Origin of the sequence: Nonomuraea sp. NPDC050643, from assembly GCF_040654715.1 — a bacterium.
Classification (GTDB): Bacteria; Actinomycetota; Actinomycetes; order Streptosporangiales; family Streptosporangiaceae; genus Nonomuraea.
In genome coordinates, this window is record NZ_JBFAIM010000022.1 from 66,348 (window position 1) to 84,897 (window position 18,550).

15 protein-coding genes are annotated in these 18,550 nt (G+C 70.0%); 9 read left to right on the forward strand and 6 right to left on the reverse strand.

Annotated features, from left to right (window positions below):
* Positions 1–74 precede the first annotated feature (74 nt).
* Entirely contained in the window at positions 75–899 is an 825-nt protein-coding gene (locus AB0I15_RS28820; protein ID WP_358101944.1) for a TauD/TfdA family dioxygenase, read from the reverse strand.
* A 125-nt stretch (positions 900–1,024) separates the two neighbouring features.
* On the opposite strand from AB0I15_RS28820, the gene AB0I15_RS28825 reads away from it, so the two are divergent.
* Together AB0I15_RS28825 and AB0I15_RS28830 are read left to right on the forward strand one after the other, a co-directional pair.
* Positions 1,025–3,535: a DNA topoisomerase IV subunit A gene (locus tag AB0I15_RS28825; protein ID WP_358101946.1), complete on the forward strand. Its 2,511-nt coding sequence runs from the start codon at positions 1,025–1,027 to the stop codon at positions 3,533–3,535.
* A 248-nt stretch (positions 3,536–3,783) separates the two neighbouring features.
* Positions 3,784–6,834, forward strand: a complete 3,051-nt coding sequence (locus AB0I15_RS28830; RefSeq protein ID WP_358101948.1) for a glycoside hydrolase family 3 N-terminal domain-containing protein — start codon at positions 3,784–3,786, stop codon at positions 6,832–6,834.
* Positions 6,835–6,910: 76 nt separating this feature from the next.
* Here AB0I15_RS28830 and AB0I15_RS28835 read toward each other — a convergent pair whose 3' ends face one another.
* Positions 6,911–7,279 (reverse strand): VOC family protein, encoded by a 369-nt coding sequence (locus AB0I15_RS28835; protein ID WP_358101950.1) that lies wholly within the window; start codon positions 7,277–7,279, stop codon positions 6,911–6,913.
* A 34-nt stretch (positions 7,280–7,313) separates the two neighbouring features.
* On the opposite strand from AB0I15_RS28835, the gene AB0I15_RS28840 reads away from it, so the two are divergent.
* The 3 genes from AB0I15_RS28840 to AB0I15_RS28850 all read left to right on the forward strand — a co-directional run bounded on the left by AB0I15_RS28840 (position 7,314) and on the right by AB0I15_RS28850 (position 9,972).
* Positions 7,314–7,877: a thioredoxin family protein gene (locus AB0I15_RS28840; protein ID WP_358101952.1), complete on the forward strand. Its 564-nt coding sequence runs from the start codon at positions 7,314–7,316 to the stop codon at positions 7,875–7,877.
* Positions 7,878–7,993: 116 nt separating this feature from the next.
* The gene (locus AB0I15_RS28845) at positions 7,994–9,007 is read left to right on the forward strand and encodes a sugar ABC transporter substrate-binding protein (RefSeq protein ID WP_358101954.1); all 1,014 of its coding nucleotides are present in this window, start codon (positions 7,994–7,996) and stop codon (positions 9,005–9,007) included.
* The gene (locus tag AB0I15_RS28850) at positions 9,004–9,972 is read left to right on the forward strand and encodes an ABC transporter permease (protein WP_358101956.1); all 969 of its coding nucleotides are present in this window, start codon (positions 9,004–9,006) and stop codon (positions 9,970–9,972) included. The genes AB0I15_RS28845 and AB0I15_RS28850 overlap by 4 nt, the downstream gene beginning before the upstream one ends.
* A gap of 106 nt (positions 9,973–10,078) precedes the next feature.
* Here AB0I15_RS28850 and AB0I15_RS28855 read toward each other — a convergent pair whose 3' ends face one another.
* Positions 10,079–10,387 (reverse strand): TetR/AcrR family transcriptional regulator C-terminal domain-containing protein, encoded by a 309-nt coding sequence (locus AB0I15_RS28855; RefSeq protein ID WP_358102122.1) that lies wholly within the window; start codon positions 10,385–10,387, stop codon positions 10,079–10,081.
* A gap of 60 nt (positions 10,388–10,447) precedes the next feature.
* On the opposite strand from AB0I15_RS28855, the gene AB0I15_RS28860 reads away from it, so the two are divergent.
* Entirely contained in the window at positions 10,448–11,251 is an 804-nt protein-coding gene (locus AB0I15_RS28860; protein WP_358101958.1) for an SAM-dependent methyltransferase, read from the forward strand.
* Positions 11,252–11,321: 70 nt separating this feature from the next.
* Here the strand turns inward: AB0I15_RS28860 and AB0I15_RS28865 are convergent, their stop codons facing one another.
* On the reverse strand, positions 11,322–11,636 hold the full coding sequence (locus AB0I15_RS28865) for a hypothetical protein (RefSeq protein WP_358101960.1): 315 nt from the start codon (positions 11,634–11,636) through the stop codon (positions 11,322–11,324).
* Positions 11,637–11,775: 139 nt separating this feature from the next.
* Between AB0I15_RS28865 and AB0I15_RS28870 the strand changes: the two genes are divergently transcribed.
* Complete coding sequence (locus AB0I15_RS28870; RefSeq protein WP_358101962.1) at positions 11,776–12,270, forward strand: carbonic anhydrase; 495 nt, start codon at positions 11,776–11,778, stop codon at positions 12,268–12,270.
* Between the two features lie 577 nt (positions 12,271–12,847).
* Here the strand turns inward: AB0I15_RS28870 and AB0I15_RS28875 are convergent.
* Complete coding sequence (locus AB0I15_RS28875) at positions 12,848–14,914, reverse strand: DNA topoisomerase IV subunit B (protein ID WP_358101964.1); 2,067 nt, start codon at positions 14,912–14,914, stop codon at positions 12,848–12,850.
* A 247-nt stretch (positions 14,915–15,161) separates the two neighbouring features.
* Between AB0I15_RS28875 and AB0I15_RS28880 the strand changes: the two genes are divergently transcribed.
* Both AB0I15_RS28880 and AB0I15_RS28885 read left to right on the forward strand, forming a co-directional pair.
* Positions 15,162–15,392: a hypothetical protein gene (locus AB0I15_RS28880; protein WP_358101966.1), complete on the forward strand. Its 231-nt coding sequence runs from the start codon at positions 15,162–15,164 to the stop codon at positions 15,390–15,392.
* A gap of 556 nt (positions 15,393–15,948) precedes the next feature.
* Complete coding sequence (locus AB0I15_RS28885; protein WP_358102124.1) at positions 15,949–16,695, forward strand: peroxide stress protein YaaA; 747 nt, start codon at positions 15,949–15,951, stop codon at positions 16,693–16,695.
* Between the two features lie 79 nt (positions 16,696–16,774).
* Here AB0I15_RS28885 and AB0I15_RS28890 read toward each other — a convergent pair whose 3' ends face one another.
* Positions 16,775–18,445, reverse strand: coding sequence for an RNA polymerase sigma factor (locus AB0I15_RS28890; protein WP_358101968.1), 1,671 nt, complete (start codon positions 18,443–18,445; stop codon positions 16,775–16,777).
* Positions 18,446–18,550 lie beyond the last annotated feature (105 nt).

The following is an 18,550-nucleotide window of genomic DNA, read 5'->3' on the forward strand; positions in this document are numbered from 1 at the left end:
GAGGGTGCCGGTCGATGGCGCCGGCCGGCCGCGTACGGCGGGTGACGGCCCAGGCGGCGCGGGCGGCGCAGCGGTCAGGACGGGTCCGTGTGCTCGGGGAAGGCGTTGATCGTGACGCGGTGCATGCGGCGGCGTTCGGTGTAGTCGGCGACCGCGTAGTGCTGGGTGGGGCGGTTGTCCCAGAAGGCGAGCGTGCCGGGACGCCACCTGAGCCGGAGCTGGAACTCGGGCGAGCGGATGTGGTCGATCAGGAACGGCAGCAGCGCCTCGTTCTCCCGGTCGCTCAGCCCGACGAGGCGGGTCGTGGAGGCGCGGTTGACGAACAGGGCCTTGCGGCCGGTCTCGGCGTGCACGCGCACCACCGGGCGCTCGATCGGCGGCCACGCCGCCTGGATCTCGGCCAGGTCGAACGGGTGCCCCTTCGCGATCGCCTTGCGCATCGACATCGTGATGTCGTGCACGGCCGTCAGTTCGTCGCACAGCCGCTGGATCGACGGCGACAGCGTCTCGTACGCCAGGTACGTGTTCGCCCAGCACGTGTCCCCTCCCACGCTGGGAAGCTGCACGCAGCGCAGCAGCGAGCCCATGGGCGGGGTCGGCTCGAAGGTGTTGTCGCTGTGCCACTCGTCTCCGCCCTCGCCCTTGGGCGAGGTCTGGTCGAGCACGTGGATGGGGCTGGTGGAGTCCTTCTTGAAGGCCGGGTGGTTGAGGGAGCCGAAGTTCAGGGCGAACTGCAGGTGCTGCTCGTCGTCGATGTGCTGGTCGCGGAAGAACAGCACGAGGTGCTTGAGCCAGCCCGCGCGCAGGGTCGTGACCTCTTCCGGGGACAGCGGCTTGCGCAGATCGACCCCGGTGACCTCGGCGCCGATGTGCTTGGTCACGGGATGGAACTCGATCATGACCCCTCCGGAGACAAATGGGTGCCCTCGCACCGAAAGTATGACCCAAGCAATTGCTTGGTCAAGGGTCTCATATCGGACTCTTGGCGGCCACGAGTCGCGGGCACCCGAATACCTTCGGCACAATGTTCGACATGGCCCGACGTACGACTGCACCCCCGCCTGAGGACTTCGAGGAGCGGATCGTCGACATCGACGTCTCCTCCGAGATGCGCGCCAGCTATCTCGAGTACGCCTACTCGGTGATCTACCAGCGAGCCCTGCCAGACGCGCGCGACGGTCTCAAGCCGGTGCAGCGACGCATTCTCTACTCGATGAGCGAGATGGGGCTGCGTCCGGACCGAGGGCACGTCAAGTCCTCGCGCGTCGTCGGCGACGTCATGGGCAAGCTCCACCCCCACGGCGACACGGCGATCTACGACGCCCTGGTGCGCCTGGCGCAGCCGTTCTCGATGCGCCTGCCGCTCGTCGACGGCCACGGCAACTTCGGCTCGCCCGACGACATGCCCGCCGCCATGCGTTACACCGAGGCCAGGCTGGCCCCGGCGGCCATGCTCATGGTCGAGTCGCTCGACGAAGACACCGTCAACTTCAAGCCCAACTACGACGGCCAGGAGACCGAGCCCACGGTCATGCCGTCGGCGTTCCCCAACCTGCTGGTCAACGGCACGAGCGGCATCGCGGTCGGCATGGCCACCAACATGGCCCCGCACAACCTCACCGAGGTCGTGGCCGCCGCCCGCCACCTGATCAAGAAGCCGGACGCGACGCTCGACGAGCTGATGAGGTTCGTGCCGGGTCCCGACCTGCCGACCGGCGGCTCCATCATCGGCCTGCAGGGCGTGCGCGACGCCTACGAGAGCGGGCGTGGCACGTTCCGGATGCGCGCCAAGTGCGTGGTCGAGCAGATCACGCCGCGCCGCAAGGGCATCATCGTCACCGAGCTCCCCTACAACGTGGGCCCCGAGCGCGTGGTCACCAAGATCAAGGAGCTGGTGACCAGCAAGAAGCTCCAGGGCATCGCCGACCTCAAAGACCTCACCGACCGGCACAAGGGCCTGCGGCTGGTCATCGAGATCAAGAACGGTTTCATCCCCGAGGCCGTCCTCGAGGAGCTCTACCGGCTGACGCCGATGGAGGAGACGTTCGGCATCAACAACGTCGCCCTGGTCGACGGCGAGCCCCGCACGCTCGGGCTGCGCGAGCTGCTGCAGGTCTATGTCGACCACCGCATCGTGGTCGTGCGCCGCAGGTCCGAATACCGGCGCCGCAAGCGCGAGGAGCGCCTGCACCTGGTCGACGGCCTGATCATCGCGCTGCTCAACATCGACGAGGTCATCCAGGTCATCCGCGCCTCCGACGACTCGGCACAGGCGCGGACACGGCTGATGGACGTGTTCGACCTGACCGAGATCCAGGCCGCCTACATCCTCGACACGCCGCTGCGCCGCCTGACCCGCTACGACAAGCTCGAGCTCGACCGCGAGAAGGAGACGCTGAGCGACGAGATCGCCAAGCTCACCGAGATCCTCTCCTCCGAGACGAAGCTGCGCCAGGTGGTGTCGAACGAGCTGGCCGAGGTGGCCAAGAAATACGCCACCCCGCGCCGCACGGTGCTGCTGGAGGCGCCCGGCGTCACCCGCACGCCGGTCGTGTCGCTGCAGGTGGCCGACGACCCGTGCCTGGCGCTGCTGTCCTCGACCGGCCTGCTGGCCCGCACCTCCGACGCCTCGCCGCTGCCCGGCGAGGGTGATCGCTCGGCCCACGACGTGCTGATAAGCGTCGTACGCACCACCGTGCGCGGCGAGGTCGGCGTCGTGACGTCGCTGGGCCGGCTGATCCGCGTCCAGGTGGTCGACCTGCCGACGCTGCCGCCCGTGGCCAACCCGCCGTCACTGTCGGGCGGGCATCCGGTCTCCGAATACGTCTCGCTGCAGCCCGACGAGAAGGTGATCGGCCTCGGCTCCCTCGATCCCGACGGCCCCGGGCTGGCCCTGGGCACGGCGCAGGGCGTGGTCAAACGGGTGGTCCCCGACTATCCGGCCAACCGCGACGACTTCGAAGTGATCACCCTGAAAGACGGCGACACCGTGGTGGGCGCCGTGGAGCTGGTGTCGGAGGCTCACGACCTGGTGTTCATCTCCTCCGACGCCCAGCTCCTGCGCTTCTCCGCCGCGCTGGTACGCCCGCAGGGGCGGCCGGCGGGCGGCATGGCCGGGATCCGGCTCGACGGGACGGCCCGGGTGGTCTGGTTCGGCGTGGTCGACCCCGAGCTGCCCGCCGTGGTGGTGACGGTCGCCGGGTCGTCCACGGCGCTGCCCGGCACGCAGTTCGGGGGCGGCAAGGTGTCCGACTACACCGAGTTCCCCGCCAAGGGGCGGGCCACGGGTGGGGTGCGGGCCCAGCGGTTCCTGAAGGGCGAGGACGAGTTGCTGCTGGCCTGGGCGGGGCCGGCCCCGGCCAAGGCGGTCTCGGCGGTGGGCAAGCCGGTGCCGCTGCCGGAGGAGGTCGGCCGCCGTGACGGCTCGGGCGTCCGCCTCACCCACACCATCGGCGCCATCGGCGGCGCCATCGCCTCCGGCCCCGAGGCCCTGCCCGGCGACACGGAGCAGCCGCCGCCTTCGCTGGACGAGTGACGCCCAATGGCACGCCACCACGTGGTGGTGTGCCATCGAACCGGCCATCGAACCGGCCATCGAGCCGGCCATCGAGCTGGGCGGCGAACGGGCCATCGAGCGGGCCGCCGGCGCGGTCGTTGAGCGCGGTCGTTGAGCGGGCCGGCGCAGGTTCGTCCCACGGGCATCACGCGCACGAGGAATGGGTTGTTATGAAACCCCGTCCAGGGCCGATCATCTGAGAGAGCGCTCTCTCCGATGGAGGTACCGTGTTCCGATCCAGACGCCCATTAGGGGTGGCCTTAGCCCTGGTCGCCTCTCTCCTCGTCGCCCCGCCCGCAGTGGCGGCCGCCGAACCGCTCACGATCACCGACTTCGAGTCGGACGGCGTCCCCGCCGGCGTGTACGCCTGGGGCAACGACGCGGCCTCGACCCCGGCCCTCACCGTCGGCCCCGGCACCGACCGCCCAGGGGCGCCCGCCGCCAACCGGGTGCTCACCTCGGTCTACAACGTGAGCCAGTGGGGTGGCTGGTCCCACGACCTGCCCGCCACGCAGGACTGGTCCCCGTACGAGGGCTTCTCCTTCTGGGTGAAGGGCGCCGGCTCAGGACAGCGGATCTTCTTCGAGCTCAAGGACGGCGGCCCCGGCCCGGGCAACGCCGAGCTGTTCGAGTCGTCGTTCACCGACGACACGGCGGGCTGGCGGAAGGTGGAGGTGCCGTTCGCGAGCTTCACCCGCCGCACCGACTACCAGCCGGGCGGCGCGCCGACGGACGGCGAGCTGGACCTGGTCGCCATCTGGGGCTACGCGATGCGCCTGCCCACCACGTCGGGCACGCTGGTCTGGGACGAGTTCCAGATCTACGGCACCGCGCCCCCGCGCCCGGTGCGGCTGTCCACCGGCAAGCCGGTCTACCCCGTGGACGAGAAGGGCGAGGCCGAGGTCGGCGTCACGATCACCACGGCCGACGGCGCCCCGCTCGCCGGCGGCCTGTCGGTGGCCTACCGGACCGGCACCGGCACCGCGACCCCCGGCACCGACTACACGCCCGTCCAGGGCACGCTGACGTTCCCGGCGGGCACGGCCTCGGGGTCGGGGAGGACGTTCACGGTCAAGACCCTGCACGACGGGCAGAACGAGGTCGCGGAGACCATCCCGATCGAGCTGTCGGGCACCGGCACCAGGCCGCCCGCCGAGGCGCCGGTCATCGTGATCAACGCGCACGGCCTGCCGTACCTGGACGCCGGCAAGCCGGTCAAGGACCGCGTCGCCGACCTGCTGGGCCGGATGACGCTGGATGAGAAGATCGGCCAGATGACGCAGGCCGAGCGCGGCGCGCTGGCCAAGCAGAGCGACATCGCCACCTACGTGCTGGGCTCCCTGCTGTCCGGCGGCGGCTCGACGCCCCCGCAGAACACGCCGCGGGCGTGGGCCGACATGATCGACGCCTTCCAGCTCCAGACCCGCCAGACGCGCCTCCAGGTCCCGCTGATCTACGGTGTCGACGCGGTGCACGGCCACAACAACGTCGTGGGCGCGACGATCTTCCCGCACAACGTCGGCATGGGCGCCACCCGTGACCCCGGCCTGGTCGAGCGGGAGGGCGAGGTCACGGCCAAGGAGGTCAAGGCCACCGGCATCCCGTGGAACTTCTCCCCCTGCCTGTGCGTGGCGCGCGACGACCGCTGGGGCCGGGAGTACGAGTCGTTCGGCGAGGACCCGGCTCTGGTACGGCGCATGGCCACGATCATCGACGGGTTGCAGGACAACGGGGTGCTGGCCACGGCCAAGCACTACGTGGGCGACGGCGGCACCACGTACGGCTCCTCGACGACCGGCGACTACACGATCGACCAGGGCGTCACCCAGGTCGGCCGCCAGGAGCTGGAGGCGGTCCACCTGGCGCCGTTCGCGGAGGCGGTCAGGCGCGGCGTCGCCACCGTGATGCCCTCGTTCTCCAGCGTGGACTTCGGCGACGGGCCGCTGAAGATGCACGCCCACGCCGAGCTGATCAACGGCACGCTCAAGGGCCGGCTCGGGTTCAAGGGCTTCGTGATCAGCGACTGGCAGGCCATCGACCAGATCCCCGGCGACTATTCGAGCGACGTACGCACCTCGATCAACGCCGGACTCGACATGATCATGGTTCCCTACGCGTATCCGCAGTTCACGACCACGCTCAAGGCCGAGGTCGAGGCCGGGCGGGTGCCGGTGGCCCGGGTGGACGACGCGGTGGCGAGGATCCTGACCCAGAAGTTCCGGCTGGGGCTGTTCGAGCGCCCGTACGCCGACCGCACCCACCTCGGCGACGTCGGCTCGGCGGCGCACCGCGCGGTCGCCCGCCGGGCCGCCGCCAAGTCGCAGGTGCTGCTGAAGAACGACGGCGGCCTGCTGCCCCTGCGCCGCGACGCCAAGGTGTACGTGGCCGGCTCCAACGCCGACGACCTCGGCAACCAGAGCGGCGGCTGGACGATCACCTGGCAGGGCTCGTCCGGCCCGATCACCCAGGGCACCACGATCCTGCGGGCGATCCGGTCCAAGGCGGCCTCGGTCACCTACTCGCGTGACGCCTCCGCCGGCCTGGCCGGGCACGACGTGGGCGTGGTGGTCGTGGGCGAGACCCCGTACGCCGAGGGGCAGGGCGACGTGGGCCGCGCCGGGCGCACGCTGAGCCTGTCGGCCGCCGACCGGGCCGCAGTCGACCGGGTCTGCGGGGCCATGAAGTGCGCCGTGCTCGTGGTCTCCGGCCGTCCGATGCTGCTGGGCGACCTGTCGGGCGTCGAGGCCGTGGTGGCGTCGTGGCTGCCCGGCACGGAGGGCGACGGAGTGGCCGATCCGCTGTTCGGCACGGCGCCCTACACCGGGCGGCTGCCGTTCACGTGGTTCCGGTCGGTGGAGCAGGTGCCGATCAATGTGGGCGACGCCTCGTACGACCCGCTGTTCCCGTACGGCTGGGGGCTGCGTACCGACCGGGCCAGGGACCGGCTCAAGGCGGCGCGGGACGAGCTCGCCGGCGGCGACGACCTGTCCGAGGACGCCGCCGCGGAGCTGACCCTCGCCCTGGGCGCCCGCTACTGGAACGCCGACGGCACCGTCGGCGACGCCCGGACCGTGCTGGGCCGCCTGGCCACGGCCGCGTCACTGCTCGAGCGCTCGAAGAGCGACGCGTACGCCGTGGACGACGCCGTCGTCTCGGTGGCCAGGGACGTCGCGCAGAGCGCGGCCAGGCGGCCCGACCTCCAGGCGGCGGCCGACCACGAGCTGGCGGCGGGCAACCTGCGCGAGGCGGTGAACCTGCTGATCCGCGCCATCGGCTGACCCGAGGGGCCGGCCCCGCGCCGAGCGGGGCCGGTTCCGGCCCGGGCGTCGTCCCCTTGACCCGGGCCGGAAGCCGTCAGACCCGGCGGCAGAGGCAGAACGGATGCCCCGCCGGGTCCAGGAACACCCGGAACTCGTCGTCGGCACTCGGCTGGTGCTCGTGCTTGCTCGCCCCGATCTTGACCGTCTGCGCTTCGGCCTCGTCCAGGTCGTCCACCGCGAGATCGAGGTGGAGCTGCTGAGGGTGATCGGGGTCCGGCCACCTGGGCGGCTGGTGGTCGGCGGCGAGCTGGAAGGCCAGCCGCGGTCCCCCGTCGCTGACGACCGCCCAGTCCTCCTCCACCGAGAGGATCGGCCAGCCGAGCAGCTTGGCGTAGAACTCCGCCAATGCCCCCGGATCGGGGCAATCCAGCACGACACTTCGGTACTCGGCGATGCCGCTCATCGATTCCTGCCTCTCTCAGACGACAATGGATGCCATGGCTGCCAATTCGTTCATGGTCCCGCTCGGCACTCCCGCGCCCGCCTTCGATCTGACCGCCATCAACGGCGGCAGTGTCTCCCTCGAAGACCTCAAAGGCTCTCCCGCCAGCCTCGTGGTCTTCCTGTCCAACCACTGCCCGTACGTGCGGCACATCGAATCCGGCCTCGCCGCCCTGGCCAAGGACTACGGCTCGCGACTGTCGATCGTCGCCATCAGCAGCAACGACAGCGTGAACTACCCGGACGACGATCCGACACACCTCGCGGAGCAGGTCGCGCGGGCGGGGTTCGGGTTCCCGTACCTGCTGGACGACACCCAGGAGGTCGCCAAGGCGTACCGGGCGGCGTGCACGCCCGACTTCTTCCTGTACGACGCGCAGTTCCAGCTCGTCTACCGCGGCGAGTTCGACGGCTCCAGACCGGGCAACGCCGTACCGGTGACCGGCTCGTCGCTGCGGGCCGCCATCGACGCCCTGCTCGACGGCACGCCGTTGCCCGAGGAGCAGAGCCCGTCGCTCGGGTGCGGCATCAAGTGGAAACCGGGCAACGAGCCCACCTGAAACACGAGTCTCCGTCACCTCGTCGGCCCGAGAAGCCTCCGGCGTGTCGCTGGTGTCTCTATGATCGCCACCACGAAGTCCCGGGTGAGTCGCCGACGACGTGAATGGAGATCGAGATGCTCGCACGATGGACTGCGTTACCCGCCCTGGCGGCGCTGGCCCTGCTCACCACCGCCTGCGTCAATCCCGCCGCCCAGGGCGGCGCCACCCCCTCGGCCTCCGCCGCCTCCGGCGGGCCCAAGCGGATCGGGTTCTTCGGCTTCGCCAAGGCCAACTCGTTCACCGCCGCCACGTTCGCCGGGGTCGAGGAGTACGCCAAGGCCAACAACGCCACGGCCGAGTTCCTCGACCCGAACTTCGACGCCCAGGCGCAGGTCCGGCAGCTCCAGGACGCGGTGACGGCCAAGCGGTTCGACGTGTTCGTCGTGCAGGCCAACGACGGGGCGGCCGTGGTGCCGGCGATCCGCTCCGCCGTACAGGCCGGGATCTCCGTCGTCGTTCAGTTCACTCCCGTGGGCACCCGTTACGACACCGCCCAGCCCCAGGTCGAGGGCACGATCACGCTCATCGACGTGCCCACGCTCAACGGCGAGGGCCTCGGCAGGCTGGCCGTCCAGGCGTGCGAGAGCAAGAAGCTGAACCCCTGCGAGGTCGGCTACCTGGAGGGCCTGAAGGCGCTCCCGCTGGACAACGCCCGCACGCAGGCGGCCGTCGGGGTGCTGAAGGCGGCGCCGGGCGTACAGGTGAAGGCGCAGCTCGAAGGCGGCTACACGCAGGAGAGCGGGCGCAAGGCCATGCAGGACGTGCTGCAGAAGGAGCCCGGCATCGACGTGATCATCGGCGCGTCGCAGGCCGTCCTGGGCGCCGAGGCGGTGGCCAAGGACAAGGACATCCTGTACGTCGCCAACGGCGCCTCCCGCCAGACCGTCAAGGCGGTGCAGGAGGGCCGCTGGTACGCCGCGTACTACCTGCCGGTCAAGACCCTGGGCGCCAAGGCCGCCGAGCTGGGCCTGAACAAGGCGCTGGGCAAGCAGGTGCCCGACACGAACGCCATGACGGACGTCGATCCCGGCACGAGCATGGGGACCAAGCAGGCGCTCGCCTCGGTGACCGGCGAATACGACGAATGACGGCGCGCCCGGCACGCACGGTGAGCGCGCCGCGCTCATTACGCGACTACGGGATCGTCCTGGCGGTGGCCGTGCTCGTGACGGTGCTCTCGCTGTCCACGGACACGTTCCTGACCTCGGGGAACCTCATCAACCTGCTGGACCAGGCCGTCGTGGTGGGGCTGCTGGCGTGCGGCATGACGCTGTGCGTGATCTGCGGGGTCTTCGACCTGTCGGCCGGCGCGGTGCTCGCGGTGAGCGCGATCGTGGCCGTGCTCGTCACCGAGCGCGCGGGCGTCCCCGCCGGGTACGCGGCCGCCGTCCTCACCGGCGGCCTGCTCGGCACCGTCAACGGCGTGGTCGTGGTGCTGTCGCGGGTGCACTCGTTCATTGCCACGCTGGCGCTCGGCATCGTGCACCGCGGCCTGGCCCTCGTCATCGCCGGCGGCGCGATCGTCTACCCCGGGCCCGCCCACCTGACGGCGTTCCAGTCGCTGAGCTGGCCCACCGTCCTCGGCGGCGTCACCGCGTCGTCCCTGCTCCTGGTCGCGGTGGCCGTCATCACGTCGATCCTGCTGGCGCGCACCACGTTCGGCCGGCGCGTGTACGCCGTCGGCGGCAACCCCACGGCCTCCTGGCTGTCCGGGATCGGCGTGCGCTCGGTCCAGGTCGGCGTGTTCGCGATCAGCGGGATCTGCGCCGGGCTGGCCGGCCTGGTGCTGGCCGCCCGCGGCGGCTCGGCCCAGCCGGACATGGGGACGCTGCTGGAGCTGACGGCCATCGCGGCGGCCGTGATCGGCGGCACGAGCATCCTGGGCGGGCAGGGCGCGATCTGGCGCGGCATGGTGGGGGTGCTGATCCTGACGCTCATCGGCAACGGCTTCAACCTGCTCGGCTGGAACTCCACCTACCGCCCGATCGTCGAGGGCCTGCTCATCCTGGCCGCCGTCAGCATCGACTACGCCCTCAGGCACCGCCCCGACTGACACCGGCGAACCCCTCACCGACCCTCCGGCCAAGCCCGACGCCCCTCAGCGCTTCCCACCCGGCCCGGCAGGTCCGGCCGATGGTCCGACCGGTCCGGCCGACTGTTCAGCCGGTCCGGCCGGCAGGTCCGGCCGTCGGATCGGCCGCGGGACGATGGGCGCGAACGATCAGCTCCGCGGTCTCGCGGGCGATCTCCTGACGTTCGGCGTCGGTCAGGGGCTGCGTGCCGAGCGGTGAGCGCACCCGCCCTTCGGCGGCCGGCAGCAGGACGAACTGGCGCGCCGCGCGGAGGCGATCGGGAACGTCGAGGCGCCCGCCGCGATCGGCATCGGCGAGGACGCGCCCGGCCGCCTCGCCCGGCCGCTCGGCGCGTCCCGCGGCTCTCTGTCGGATTAACGCGAAAGATCCACAAATCTGTCACATGAGCGTTACGATCTGCTGAGCAGTCAGCGGTGCGGATTTCGAAGGGCCGAGATGACCAACCCCTCGCGCGTCCCGACGGGGATCAATCCCAACATCCCCAACTCGGCGCGCATGTACGACTACTACCTCGGCGGTAAGGACAATTTCGCGGCTGATCGCGAAGCCGCGGAAAAAATCATGGCATTGGGCCCGAGCAGGGAGATCTGCCTGGCCAACCGGCGTTTCCTGGGCAGAGCCGTACGATATGTGTCCGCACTCGGCATCGACCAGTTCATCGACCTCGGCACCGGGCTGCCCAACCAGAACAACGTCCACGAGGTCGCCCGCAAGGAGCACCCGGAGGCGCGTGTCGTCTACGTGGACTACGACCCCGTGGTCATCGTCCACGCCCGCGCCCTGCTGGCCGGCACGGACACGGCCATCACGATCGTGCACGCCGACGTACGCGAGCCGTCGTCCATCCTCGACGCCCCGGACACCAAGCGGCTGATCGACTTCAGCAAGCCGGTGGGCGTGATCGCCCTCGGCGTGCTGCACTGCCTGACCGCCCAGGACGACCCGTGGGGCGTGGTCGGCGAGTTCCGCGAACGCATGGCACCGGGCAGCGCGCTGGTCATCTCCCACCTCACCGACGACGCCCACCCGGAGGTGGGGGTGGCGGCCCGCGAGGTGTACGAGGACGCGGACGCGCCCCTGATCCACCGCAACCACCACCAGGTCAGCCACATGTTCGACGGCTTCGACCTGGTGGAGCCCGGGGTGACGCACGTGGCGGACTGGCGCCCGGACGAGGCCTGGGAGACCGAACTCGCGGGCAGCGAATGGTGGTACGTGGGCGTCGGCCTCAAACCCTGACCTCCGCCCCTCACCCGCGAGCCCCTGCCGCCTTCGACCCCATCGCGCGGGGGCCTACCTGCCCCTGGGGTCAGGTCGCGGCGGTGATGGCGGCCGGGAGGGCGAGCAGCAGTTCGTGCGGCTCACCGCCCTGCCAGTGCCGGATCAGCCGGGTCCCCGCCTCTCCCGGATCGAACCCCTCGCACCCCAGGGGCCCGAAGCAGCCCGCCTGGTCCAGCATGAGGATCAGCGGGTCGTCCTCGGGCAGGCCGGCCGCGTAGGCGGCGGTGTCGAGGAGAGCCAGGGCGCACTTGGCGTTGCGGCCGTCGTCCTTGGACTCCACGCGGTCGAGGCGGCGCCGGGCCTGAGCACGGAGATACGCGGCAAGCGATTCAGACCTACTCACGACTAACCTTCTTCGATCACGTACATACGGCTACGACATCATCACCCACGGTGAAGGGTTTTCGTGGGACGTTGGCGAAGTCCAGCCAGTCGGCACCCCGCTGAGCAGTAACTTTGGGGTGTCGGTCATCATTTGTGGCATGAGTGCGTTCGACGACCTATATGCCGCCAACGCGAAGTTCGCCGAGCAGTTCGGCAACTCGGGGCTCACCGGCCGGGCAGCCCGCGGGCTTGCCGTAGTGACCTGTATGGACTCCCGCATCGACCCCCTGGGCCTGCTCGGGCTGCGGCCCGGCGACGCCAAGATCCTCCGCAACGCGGGCGCCCGCGTGACGGACGACGTCCTGCGGACGCTCGTGCTGGCCGTTTACCTGCTCGGGGTGGAGCGGGTATTGGTGATGCCGCACACGGACTGCGGCATGGCCAAGGCGACGGACGAGGACGTGTACAAGCTGACCAGCGACCGGGGCGTGGACACCCGCAGCCTGGAGTTCCACACGGTCCCCGACCAGAACGAGGCCCTGCGCCACGACCTCACCCGCATCCGCAGCACCCCGTTCCTGCCGTCGGGCATGCCGATCGCCGGAGCCATCTACGACGTCCACACCGGCCGCCTCACCCCCTCACCCCACTGACCCACCCTCTTCGCCCCCGAGAACGCCCTCAGGGGCGCCCCCATCGGCGCCCCTGACCAACTCCCCGACGCCTCATCCCAACCGCCCTGGGGAGACGACACCGGACACCCTCACGGCCACGACGCCGGCGGCTTTCGAAGCACGACGCCGACCAGTCACAGAACCACCGTCGGACGCTCCCAGAGCACTCCGCCGACCACCCACGGACACCCCACGCGCACGCCGACGACCACTCACGGAGGCGGAGCCGACCGCCTCGGACAACGAACCGGGCACCTTCCCCCCACCCGAGGCCGAACGCCCTCCCCGAGCAGCCGGCACCGGCGCGCGAACAGAGCGCACGCAGGAAGCCGACGACGCGACGCCCGTGAACCCAGGGAACGACACCTCGGAACGCAGAGCCGCCGGAATGGTCGCCCCACGTCACCCACGCCACAACGCACCCTGAGGCCCTCAAGCGACCCGGCCACCACCCAGGGCCCCCTGAACCCAGGTAGAGCCGTCAGAGCACCCTACAGCCCCTCCAGAGCCCAACCCATGATCAAGGGCTCAGGCTCTGGACGGCACCTGAGCGCACTCAGGCGTCGATGTGGTCGCGATCCACCTCGGCCGCGCTGCTCACGATGAACTCCCGCCGCGGCGCGACCTCACTGCCCATCAGCAGATTGAAGATCCCCTCGGCCCCTTCGGCGTCCTCGATGCGCACGCGCCGCAGCACCCGGTGCCGCGGGTCCATCGTCGTCTCGGCGAGCTGATCGGCGTCCATCTCGCCCAGACCCTTGTAGCGCTGCACCGGTTCCTTCCACCGCTTGCCCCGCCGGTCGAGGTCGCGCAGCACCTTGTGCAGCTCGGCGTCGGAGTAGCAGTAGATGTACTTGTCCTTGCCCCGGCCCGGGTTGGTCAGCTCGATGCGGTGCAGCGGCGGCACGGCGGCGAAGACCCGCCCGGCCTCCACCATCGGCCGCATGTAGCGGTGGAAGAGGGTCAGCAGCAGGCAGCGGATGTGGGCGCCGTCGACGTCGGCGTCGGCCATGAGGATGACCTTGCCGTAGCGGGCGGCCTCGATGTCGAACGAGCGCCCGGAGCCGGCCCCGACCACCTGGATGATGGCGGCGCACTCGGCGTTCTTGAGCATGTCGCTCACGGACGCCTTCTGCACGTTGAGGATCTTGCCCCGGATCGGCAGCAGAGCCTGGAACTCCGAGTCGCGGGCCAGCTTGGCCGTGCCCAGGGCGGAGTCTCCCTCGACGATGAACAGCTCGCTGCGGTCGACGTCGTCGCTGCGGCAGTCGACCAGCTTGGCCGGGAGCGCGGAGTTCTCCAGGGCGCTCTTGCGCCGCTGGTTGTCGCGGTGCTCCCGGGCCGCGATGCGGGCCTTGGCGGCGGCGACGATCTTCTCCAGCACCGCCCGCAACTGCTGCTTGTAGCCGCGCGGCGGGTTGACGAAGAGCTCCTTGAGCTCACGCGAGACCACGTGGGCGACGATGCGGGTGGCCGCCGAGGTGCCGAGGACCTCCTTGGTCTGGCCCTCGAACTGCGGCTCGGGCACCCGGACCGTCACGACCCCGGTCAGGCCCTCGGAGATGTCGTCCTTGGTGACCGGGTCGTCGCCGTTCTTCAGCAGGCGGGTCTCGCGCAGCAGCTCGTTGATCGTCCGGACCAGGCCGCGCTCGAAGCCGGTCAGGTGGGTGCCGCCCTTGGGGGTGGCGATGACGTTGACGAACGAGCGCACGGTGGACTCGTAGCCCTTGCCCCAGCGGACCGCCACGTCGACGGTCAGCTCACGCTGGACCTCGGTGGGGGTCATGTGGCCCTGGTCGTCGAGGACCGGCACGGTCTCGTGGAAGTGGCCCAGGCCCTGCAGGCGCAGCACGTCGCAGACGGCCTCGTCGCGGGCCAGGAACTCGGTGAACTCGGAGATGCCGCCGTCGAAGCGGAACTCCTCCTCGATGCGCTCCTCGTGCCTGCTGTCACAGACCGCGAGGGTCAGGCCCGGCACCAGGAAAGCGGTCTGCCGCAGCCGCACGTGGATCTCGTCGAGCGAGACCTCGGCGTCGGGCAGGAAGATCTGCTTGTCGGCCCAGAAGCGCACGCGGGTGCCGGTGACCTTCTTGGGCAGTTGGCCCCCGATGCGCAGGCCGGACTTCTTCTTGAACTTCGCCGTGGGCCCTTCGCCGTCGAAGACCCCGGGAACGCCACGGCGAAAACTGATCTCGTGCACCTGACCGTCGCGGTCGACCTCCACGTCCACCCGTGCGGACAGGGCGTTGACCACGGAGGCGCCGACGCCGTGCAGGCCGCCGGAGGCGCCGTAGGAGCCGCCGCCGAACTTACCGCCCGCGTGCAGCTTGGTGTAGACGAGCTCCACGCCGGCCAGGCCGGACTTGGGCTCGACGTCGACCGGGATGCCACGGCCGTTGTCGCGCACCTCGATGGACCCGTCGGGATAGAGCTCCACCTCGATCCGGTCACAGTGACCGGCCAGCGCCTCGTCGACGCCGTTGTCCACGATCTCCCAGAGGCAGTGCATCAGCCCGCGACTGTCGGTGGACCCGATGTACATGCCCGGGCGCTTGCGAACGGCCTCCAGGCCCTCAAGCACCGACAGGTGACGAGCCGTGTAACCCGCCTCCACTAGCGTCACTCCAGCTCCCCTGGTCTAGGCATCGAACACGTGTGCGTAGCCTACCGTTCTTCCCGTAGGTGCGCGTACAAGCTTGCCATGGCGGCACGTTTCCCGTTACCAACCGGCTGATCGTCATTACTTTGGGACACATTCCGCTCTGGGCGTAGAGAGGGGGCGGTTGGGAACGTCCACGTCCGGTTAGATGTTGTTCCAAGTGACTGACGCCAGATCCTCGCTTCGGCGGGGGTGACCCGAAAGGCGATACGTGACTGGAGCTCTCGCCCCCGTTAAGCCGCTGACGGCCCTCGACCGCTGCGACCGCTGCGGTGCCCAGGCCTACATTCGCGCGACCCTGCCTGTGGGTGGGGAGCTTTTGTTCTGCGCCCATCATGGGCGTCAGCACATTGCAGCGCTGCGCGATAAGGGCGCCGACATCCTGGACGAGTCGGCTCGACTCAGCGAAACCCATTCAATTGCCCCCAACGACGAACGTTGATCCAGCGCTCGCCGTGATGAGATAACCACATATCGCGTGACCAGAACGGCGACCCCGGGCTGCCCGGGGTCGCCGTTCTGCATGAAACCATCCCCGGCAGGACCCGGCGTCGCGGGCGAGAAGGCCCGCGCGACCCGGCCCGCCGCCGGCGGTTCATGCATGGACGACGACCTCACCCGACCCTCCGGCCAGCGGATTCACGACGAAACGCCGAGCCGCGACATGCGGCCGGACCGCATCCGTCTGAGGCATCGCGCCCGTCCGCAACCGCGCCCGTCCGTAACCGCGCTGGTCCGTAACCGCGCCCGTCCGTGACATCGTGTCCGGCCGAGACATCGTGTCCGGCCGAGACATCGTGCCCGTCTGTGGCATGCGGCCCAGCCGCGTCCAGGGCCGGCTCTTCCGTCGCCCACACGACCCCACCCTCGCCCTCGCCGACCGGAATGTTCTTCCTCTCCTGCCCTGTCACGGACCCGCCCGGATTCACGGGAGCCACGGTCACGACCCGGCACGAGACCGGAAGCGGCACTGGCCAGGGCCAATAAGGTAGATGCTTGTGCTGATCCTGTTGCCGCCGTCCGAAGGCAAGGCGTCCGAAGGCAACGGGCCGCCCGTGGGCGAGTTGTCCTTCCCCGCCCTCGACAAGGCCCGCAAACGCGTCCTCAACGCGCTCGTCCGGGCCTCCAAGCGCCGCGACGCCCTCGACGTGCTCGGGCTGACCCCGGGGCTGGCCGGCGAGCTGGCCAAGAACACGGTGCTGAAGACCGCCCCCACGCTGCCCGCCGCCACCCTCTACACCGGCGTCCTCTACGACAATCTCGGCCTGGGGACCCTCGGCGAGGAGGCCAGGAGGCGAGCGGAGGAGTCGGTGCTCGTCTTCTCCGGCCTCTGGGGTGTGGTGAAGATCACAGATTTCATTCCGCCGTACCGCCTGTCGATGGGCGTCAACCTGCCTCCGCTCGGGGGGCTGGCCGCGTTCTGGCGTCCGGTGGTGTCGAAGGAGCTGGATCGGACGGAGGGGCTGGTGGTGGATCTCCGCTCGGCCACGTACGCGGGCGCCTGGCAGCCGGGCGAGCGCTCGGTGACGGTACGCGTCTTCAGGGACGGCAAGGTCGTCAGCCACATGGCCAAGGCGACCCGGGGCGAGATCGCCCGCGCCCTCCTCCACCAGGACGCCTCCCCCTCGGCCCCCGACGAGCTCGCCAAGATCCTCACCGCCCTGGGCCACACGGTCGACCTCGCGCCGCCCTCCCGCCCCAAGCGCCCCTGGACCCTGGACGTGCACGTCACCGACCCCACCTAGGGCCAGGAAGGCACAGACGCCACCGCCCCGCCCGGAGAACATCCCGGGCGGGGCGGTGGTTTTCCGCAGGTCAGGCAGATCAGTCCAAGTAGTCCCGCAGGACCTGGGAGCGCGACGGGTGGCGCAGCTTGGACATGGTCTTCGACTCGATCTGGCGGATGCGCTCACGGGTCACCCCGTAAACCTTGCCGATCTCGTCGAGCGTCTTCGGCTGCCCATCCGTGAGGCCGAACCGCATCGACACGACGCCCGCTTCCCGCTCCGACAACGTGTCGAGAACGGAGTGAAGCTGCTCCTGGAGCAGCGTGAAGCTGACGGCGTCGGCCGGGACGATGGCCTCGGAGTCCTCGATGAGGTCGCCGAACTCGCTGTCTCCCTCCTCACCCAGCGGGGTGTGCAGGGAGATGGGCTCGCGCCCGTATTTCTGGACCTCGACGACCTTCTCGGGCGTCATGTCCAGCTCACGGGCCAGCTCTTCCGGCGTGGGCTCGCGGCCCAGGTCCTGCAGCATCTGCCGCTGGACGCGGGCCAGCTTGTTGATCACTTCGACCATGTGGACCGGGATGCGGATGGTCCGCGCCTGGTCGGCCATGGCCCTGGTGATCGCCTGCCGGATCCACCACGTGGCGTAGGTGGAGAACTTGTAGCCCTTGGTGTAGTCGAACTTCTCGACGGCCCTGATCAGACCCAGGTTGCCCTCCTGGATCAGGTCGAGGAACAGCATGCCGCGCCCGGTGTAGCGCTTGGCCAGCGAGACCACGAGCCGGAGGTTGGCCTCCAGCAGGTGGTTCTTGGCCCGGCGGCCGTCTTCGGCGATCCATTCGAGCTCGGCCTTGACGTCGACGGGCAGCCCCTCGGTCTCCCCGCCGCCGAGCTGCTCCTCGGCGAACAGGCCCGCCTCGATGCGCTTGGCGAGCTCGACCTCCTGCTCGGCGTTGAGCAGGGGGACCTTGCCGATCTGCTTGAGATAGTCCTTGACCGGGTCGGCGGTGGCGCCGGCGGCGGCCACCTGGGCCACCGGGGCGTCATCGTCGTCGTCGGAGAGGATGAGGACCTCGTCCTCACTCTTCGCCGCCGCCGCCGCTGCCGCCGCTGCTTCGGCCGCCTTGGGCTCGTCGTCGGATTCTTCGTCGGAGTCGGAGTCACCCTCGGAGTCGGAGTCGGCCTCGGCGACGATCTCCTCGTCGTCGACCTCGATCTCCTCGAGGTCCTCCAGCTCCACGTCGCCGTCGAGCTCGAGCACCTCGTCGTCGTCCGTGTCTCCCCGCGGAGTCTCGGGTGCCTTCGGCTTGGTCTCGGCAGGCCCACCGTTCTTCGGCTCGGCCTTCTTGGCGGCGGCGGGAGCCGCGGCCTTCTTCGCCGCCGGGGCGGCCTTCTTTGCAGGGGCCGCCTTCTTGGCGGCCGGCTCGGCTTCAGCGGTGCCCACGACCGCGGTCACGGTCTCGGGCTGCTGCTCTTTGGCGGCCGCCGCCGTCTTGGTCTTGACGGGGGCAGCGGTGCGGCGCTTAGCTGGACGAGACTTCTTCGGCGCAGCCGAATCCGCGGCGGTCACCCTCAGGGTCACGCCCTCTTTGCTGAGGTTCCGCAGAAATGCGGCGGCGTGCGACATCGGGATGTCCGCCTCCTCGAAGGCCTGACGGACATCCTCGGACTCGAGGAAACCCTGCGAGCGCCCACGCTCGAGCAGTCGCTGAATGACGGGCTCGTTCAGCTCTTGTGGCTTCGAGCGAGTCGAACTTGCAGGCGACACGAACACCTCTCGAACGAACGCGTGGCGACAATGGACCCAGATGCCCGCTGGGGGGCTGTTGCCTCTCTCGGAGATCGGTGAGGCCGTGCGGACCGCGACGGACCT